This window comes from Candidatus Deferrimicrobiaceae bacterium, assembly GCA_035256765.1.
Classification (GTDB): Bacteria; Desulfobacterota; Deferrimicrobia; order Deferrimicrobiales; family Deferrimicrobiaceae; genus CSP1-8.
On record DATEXR010000263.1, the window covers coordinates 1 to 6,083 of the forward strand.

Annotated in this window: 6 protein-coding genes; 3 read left to right on the forward strand and 3 right to left on the reverse strand. The window is 65.9% G+C overall.

Going from position 1 to position 6,083, the window contains the following annotated elements; genetic code table 11:
- Positions 1-40: 40 nt before the first annotated feature.
- Complete coding sequence (locus tag VJ307_08905) at positions 41-1,600, reverse strand: radical SAM protein (protein ID HJX74262.1); 1,560 nt, start codon at positions 1,598-1,600, stop codon at positions 41-43.
- A 16-nt stretch (positions 1,601-1,616) separates the two neighbouring features.
- Positions 1,617-1,946, reverse strand: a complete 330-nt coding sequence (locus VJ307_08910) for a carboxymuconolactone decarboxylase family protein (GenBank protein HJX74263.1) — start codon at positions 1,944-1,946, stop codon at positions 1,617-1,619.
- A 134-nt stretch (positions 1,947-2,080) separates the two neighbouring features.
- Between VJ307_08910 and VJ307_08915 the strand changes: the two genes are divergently transcribed.
- A complete protein-coding gene (locus tag VJ307_08915) occupies positions 2,081-3,580 on the forward strand; it encodes a leucyl aminopeptidase (protein HJX74264.1) in 1,500 nt (499 codons plus the stop codon).
- Between the two features lie 24 nt (positions 3,581-3,604).
- On the forward strand, positions 3,605-4,225 hold the full coding sequence (locus VJ307_08920; GenBank protein HJX74265.1) for a hypothetical protein: 621 nt from the start codon (positions 3,605-3,607) through the stop codon (positions 4,223-4,225).
- On the opposite strand, the gene VJ307_08925 is transcribed toward VJ307_08920, so the two are convergent.
- Complete coding sequence (locus VJ307_08925; protein HJX74266.1) at positions 4,203-4,877, reverse strand: TIGR04282 family arsenosugar biosynthesis glycosyltransferase; 675 nt, start codon at positions 4,875-4,877, stop codon at positions 4,203-4,205. The genes VJ307_08920 and VJ307_08925 overlap by 23 nt on opposite strands.
- A gap of 121 nt (positions 4,878-4,998) precedes the next feature.
- On the opposite strand from VJ307_08925, the gene hisG reads away from it, so the two are divergent.
- Positions 4,999-5,886 (forward strand): ATP phosphoribosyltransferase, encoded by an 888-nt coding sequence (hisG, locus tag VJ307_08930; protein HJX74267.1) that lies wholly within the window; start codon positions 4,999-5,001, stop codon positions 5,884-5,886.
- The last annotated feature ends 197 nt before the right edge of the window (positions 5,887-6,083 follow it).

The window sequence follows — 6,083 nt, forward strand, 5'->3', positions numbered from 1 at the left end:
GGGGCAAGGAATAGCATTGGGGCGCGGACCGGAGGCCCCCCTACGCGAAGCAGATGCAGTAGCCGTTGTCGATCCCCAGCGCCGATCCGTCCCGCGTCTTCCTGACCCCCGCGCAGGGGATCCGCGTCCTCGCCATCGAGGCGTAGATCTTCGGTCGCAGCGCCTCCCGGAACTTGTCTCCCTCCGAAATGTCCTTCGTCGCAACGTGCAGGATCGCCTTTTCCGTGAGGGACTCGTAGGTGGCGTAGAAGGGGTGCTCCGTCGCGATGTCCCCTTCCGGGTTGTGCATGTGGTACCAGCAGCCCCCTCCGTGGAAGTTGCGCAGGTCGGTCACTTTCCCCCCGTCGTGGGGCAGGACGGTGAACGACCGGATCCTCCGGACCGCCGCGCTCTCGCGCCACAGCCTCCCGATCTCCCCCGGAACGTAGTCCCCCTTCTCGTCGAGGAGAACCCCGAGGTTGTAGGACGTGTCGTGCATCGTGGTGGCGCACGGGTGGAGCATGCCGTCGGCGTTGATCCCCAGGATGGTGTACCCGGCCCCGCACATGTCCTTCCGGGGGCCGTTGGAGGCGATCGCCTCGAAGATCTTGTCGTTCGTGATTTTCAGCCTCGTCCTCGCTCCTTCCTTCTTCGCCTGCCGGAGGGCCTCCTTGCACCGTATGACGACGTCGATGAGATCGGAGGCGGCGAGCTTCGCCGTGTCCCCCTCCCTCGCGTTGCCGGCGTGGACGACGTAGATGATGTGATGGTAGTCGACGCCGTTCCGTCCCTCGGACGTTCCGGCGAGGAGCCGGGTCAGCTCGGGGATGCGGCGGGCGGTCCCGGGGGTCGGGGTGGAGCTCACGCCGACCCGGACTCCTTTCCGCAGCAGGTTGCGGATCCCTTCCATCGCCTTCGCGAAGGTCCCCCTCCCGCGCAGCGATGAGTTGGACTCCTCGTCCGGCCCCTCGAGGCTTACCTGGACCACCAGGCGGTCCCGGAACCGGGAGAGCAGGGTCGCACGTTCCGGCGTGACGAGCGTGCCGTTGGTGAACAAGATCGCCCGAGAGCGGCGCGTCGCCCCCTCGATCAGGTCGTCCAGGTCCCCCCGGAGCAGCGGCTCCCCCCCGGTCAGGTAGAAGACCTCCGCGCCGAGCTCGCGGCACTCGTCCATCATCGCGAGCAGCGCGTCTTTCCCGATGCGCCTGCGGTCGTCCGCCACCCTCTCGTAGGTGTAGCAGTGTCTGCACGCCATGTTGCACTCGAAGTTGGTCACGACCCAGACCTCGTGGAGCTTCTCGGGCGCAAGGATTCCGGTCCGTGCGACGAGCTCACCGGTGATCGCCTCGGTCGAGAGGAACTCCTTCCTTGCGAGGTCCGCGGTGAACCTGCGCAGCAGGCTCTCGCTCTCCCCGGCGGGGAGGATTCCGGCGTCCGCGCAACCGGCGGCGGCTTCCGCAGCCGTTTTCCCCGGGAGCAGGCGGAAGATCTTCATGCCGCTCCGGTTCAGGCAGATCCAGTTCGCCCGTTCCCGGTCGATGAGGACGTGCACCCCGTTTGTTTCCCGGACGATGTGGTCCGGCACGAGGAAACGGCCTTCGGGGGATATCGGGAACGTCATCGGGTTTTCCTGGCCCTCATTCCTCCTCGAGCGATTGGAGGGCCTGGACGGCGTGAACCAGGGACGCTCCCCCCCGGGTGACGGCCGCCACGTGGATCGCCTCGGTCATCTCCTCCAGGGAGGCCCCCGCGGAGGATGCTCCCCGGGCGTGGACATCGATGCAGTAAGGACACTGGATCGCGTGGGACACCGCGAAGGCGATCAGCTCCTTGGTCTTCTTGCCGAGCGCCCCCTCCGCGAACGCGGCGGCTACCCATGCGTTGTACGCATCGTACGCCTCCGGCGCGTAGTCCTTGAGATCGGGAAATGCGTTCAGGTCGGTGCTGGTGTAGAAGGGACGGGACATATCGATCTGCCTCCGGAAAAAGGGCGAATTTATGTTAGTTTATCACAGCGACGGCCGCGGAACGGTCTCCTTGACAACCTTCCCGGCCCGCAAATAAGGTTCATTCTCAGGAAAAGGAAACGGGAGGGGCCCTCATGAAGATCGAGCTGGCGGTCGGGGACATCCGGAAGCACCGGGCCGACATGATCGTCGTCAACCTGTTCGAGGGGACGAAGAGCCCGGGGGGCTCGACCGGGGCCGTCGACAAGGCGATCGGGGGGGCCATATCGGCCGCGATCCGCGACGGGGATTTCCAGGGGAAATGGGGGGAAACCCTTTTCCTTCGCCCCGAAAAAGGGGTTGCGTCCCACCGGGTGCTGGTGGTCGGGCTCGGGAAGAAGGAGAAGTTCACGCCGGACCACATCCGGCAGCTGGCCCTCCCCGTGATGCGGATGACGAAGAAGAAGAAGATCTCCACGGTGGCGTCCGTGCTCCACGGCGCGGGGGCGGGGGGGATCGATCCCGAGGAGGCGGCCCGGTTCCTGGCCCTGGGAGCCGCCCTGTCGGGTTACGAATACGACCGGTACAAGTCGGAGAAGGAGGGCAGGGTCTCCCGGTTTCAGGTCGTCGAGAGGGAGAAGGCTTCGGCGCCGAAGGTCGCCAGGGGGCTTGCCCACGGGGCGAAGATCGGCGAGGCGATCAACTGGGGGAGGGACCTGGTGGCGTCACCCCCCGGGGACCTTCGGCCGGACGGCCTGGCGCGGGCGGCCAGGACGCTCGCGGGGGGGAAAGTCCGCGTCAAGGTGTACGGGAGGAAAGAGGCCGAGGGATGGAAGATGGGCGGGTTGCTCGCCGTCGGGAAAGGGAGCGAGGTCTCCCCGCGGCTCATCGTCGCCGAGTACCGGGGAGGCCGACGGGGCGCTCCCTGGACGGCCCTCGTCGGCAAGGGGGTGACGTTCGATACGGGCGGCATCTCCTTGAAGAAGTGGGAGGGCATGGAGAAGATGAAGTACGATATGGCCGGAGGCGCGGGGATGCTGGCCGCGGTCCGCGCCGCGGCCGCGCTCGGGATCCGCAGGAACATCGTGGCGATCGTCCCCGCCGTCGAGAACATGCCGTCCGGTGCCGCCTATCGTCCCGGCGACGTGCTCCGGATGATGTCGGGAAAGACGGTGGAGGTGCTCTCCACCGACGCGGAAGGAAGATTGATCCTGGCGGACGCCATCACGTTTGCGAAGAAGCGGTACCGGCCGGCCGTCATCCTCGACGCCGCCACGTTGACCGGCGCATGCGTGGTGGCCCTCGGCAGCGTCACGATGGCGATGATGGGGAACGACGCAAAGGTTCTGGGACAAATGCGGGAGGCCTCCGCCGCCTCGGGGGAACGGGCCTGGGAACTTCCGCTTCACGAGGAATACTTCGAGCAGATCAAGAGCGATATCGGCGACCTCAAGAACATCGGGGGGCCGGAGGCAGGCGCCATCACGGCCGGCTATTTCCTGAAGGAGTTCGCCGGGGAGACCCCCTGGGTCCATCTGGACATCGCCGGGGTGGCGTGGAGGGAGAAGGAGAAAATGGGGTACGCCCCAGGCCCGACCGGGGTGCCGGTGAGACTTCTCGTCGAATTCCTGCGCAGGGAGGGGATGGGCGCGTAAGCGCCGGATCCCGCGGAGGAGAAGATGCCCGAGACGCCGCCGCTTTTGCCGCAAGACGAAGAGCATATCGCCTGCCCGCATTGCACGATCCAGATTCCGGCGGGGGTGCCCGACTGTCCCCATTGCCGGCAACCGGTTCTCCCCGAGGAGGGGCCGCAACGCCCGCGTCGCTTCGAAGCAGGGTTGCCGGCTCCCGCCGTCCTGTGGGAACGGCACGGCAAATGGGTCAAGGCGGCGGGCCCGATTCTCCTGGCCCTTGTCGTTCTTTTCCTCGTGTACCAGCGATGGATCGCCTACCGCGTGACGGTGGTGGAAAATCCCTCGCTTCCGGTTCAGGTGGAGGAGGAAAGGAAAGGGGACGTCGTGATCCTCCGGGGAACGGTGACGAACCGGGGGGACGACATCCCCGACCTCTCCCTCCGCTCGGTCGGGATCATCGCGGAGTTCGCCTACCGGGATGGGCGCACGGAACAGAAGACGGTCTTCCCGAAGGCGGAGTTCCGCGGCGAGGGGGCGCTTCTTCGCGGGGAGACGGGGACGTTCGAGGTGGAGGGGACCGCGAGGAAGCTTGTGGAAGTCGTTCTGCGGAGCGAGATCGTGGACCTGGGGATGGGGCGGAAGCTCATCCCCTCCCGCAGGAGGTGAGCCACTGCCGCGTGCGGAGGCAGGCCGGGGAGGAGCGGGCACGAACCCGGCGGGCCAGAGCGGTCACGTCGTCCACGGTGTCGATGTCGAACCCGGGGGGGAGGAGGGCGTAGGGGATCCCCGCGGTCCGGCATCGCAGGGAGACTTCGGACAGGACCGAGGCCGTCCCCCAATCCACCCCCCGGAACAGGGACGGAGCGTTCGACGAGAGCGCGATGAGGTAGAAGCCGCCGTCGTCGCTGGGGCCGAACACGGCGCCGGCGGAGGAAGAAAGCTCCCGGAACGCGGCGCGCACGAGCGATGCGGAAAGAACCGGGCAGTCCGCCCCGACGAGCACGGCCCTGGCGAACCCCCGTTCGAAGGCGGTTCGGAATGCGTTCGCCATCCTCTCGCCGAGGTTCCCTCCGGACTGGGGGAGCGGTTCGAAGACGGAAAACGGATCCCGGCGGAAGAATCCTTCGCTTCCGGGCGGGGAGAAGAACAGATAGCGGTGGACACGTCGGAGCCGGGCCATTTCCGCCGCCGTGTCCTCGAGGAGGCATGCATAGAGGACGGCCGCTTCCTTCCCGGTGAGGGGCGGGCAAAGCCGCGTCTTGACCTGCCCCGGGATGGGGGCTTTCGCCAGCAGGATCAGCGCGTCCGTTCGCTTCACAGTACTTCCCCTCTCCCGTCGGTGCGCCGCATGCCATCCATTGTAACAACCGATTGCCAGAAAACCGATGCCCGGGTACGATATCTGCCTTTACCGAAACCACAGGCAGGAAGGAAGCGCCATGAGGAAGAAAGCCGGGAGAGTCCTTTCCATCGGACTTCCGAAGGGAAGTCTGCAGGATTCCACGATCAAGCTGTTTCGAAAAGCGGGGTTCACCATCTCGGTGGGGTCCCGAAGCTACGTTCCCACCATCGACGACGAGGAATTGTCCGGGCTCCTGATCCGCGCCCAGGAGATGGCCCGGTACGTGCAGGACGGCATCCTGGACATCGGGCTGACCGGGCGGGACTGGGTCATGGAGCAGAATGCCAAAGTGAAGGAGGTCTGTCCCCTCCAGTACGCGAAAGGGGGACTGCGGCCCGTCCGCTGGGTGGTGGCCGTTCCGAACGAATCGTCCATCAGGCGCCTCGAGGATCTCAAGGGAAAGAGAGTGGCCACCGAACTTGTCCAGTACACCCGCCGGTTCCTCAAGGAGAGGGGGATCAAGGCGAACGTCGAGTTCTCGTGGGGCGCGACGGAAGTGAAGGCTCCGCGACTGGCCGACGCGATCGTGGAGCTGACCGAGACGGGGAGCACGCTTCTGGCGAACAACTTGCGGATCGTGGACACCATCTTCGAGTCCACGACCGTCCTGATCGCCAACCGGGAGGCATGGAAAGACCCGTGGAAAAGGAAAAAGATCGAGAACATCGCGTTGCTGCTCACCGGAGCCCTGCGGGCGGAGGAGAAAGTGGGGCTGAAGATGAACGTGAACCGCTCCTACCTCGACGCGGTCCTCAAGGTGCTTCCCGCCCTTCAGAACCCCACGATCGCGTCGCTTTCGAAGGCGGGCTGGTTCAGCCTCGAGGTGATCGTGGACGAGAAAACCGTACGGGAACTCATCCCCATCCTGAAGAATACGGGCGCCTCGGGGATCGTCGAGTACCCGCTCAACAAGGTGATCCCTTAGTGCTCCACTTCATAAATACGGTGTTGCACCGAGAGCGTCGATGCGCCGCGCCAGCGAGGCGCGCGACTGAGGCATACCGTTGAGTATGGTGAAGAAGCGCAACGAAGCGGGAGCGAGGGGCCTGTCCCCGGAAGGGTCGGCAGCCGAGGCGAAGCGGATGCGCCGTCAGACCGCGAAGGACGACCGAGCACGGCGCA

Bases quoted from the DNA above. Each gene is read 5' to 3' on its own strand.
- VJ307_08905 (HJX74262.1), bottom strand. From the start codon at position 1,600: ATGACGTTCCCGATATCCCCCGAAGGCCGTTTCCTCGTGCCGGACCAC.
- VJ307_08910 (HJX74263.1), bottom strand. From the start codon at position 1,946: ATGTCCCGTCCCTTCTACACCAGCACCGACCTGAACGCATTTCCCGAT.
- VJ307_08915 (HJX74264.1), top strand. From the start codon at position 2,081: ATGAAGATCGAGCTGGCGGTCGGGGACATCCGGAAGCACCGGGCCGAC.
- VJ307_08920 (HJX74265.1), top strand. From the start codon at position 3,605: ATGCCCGAGACGCCGCCGCTTTTGCCGCAAGACGAAGAGCATATCGCC.
- hisG (HJX74267.1), top strand. From the start codon at position 4,999: ATGAGGAAGAAAGCCGGGAGAGTCCTTTCCATCGGACTTCCGAAGGGA.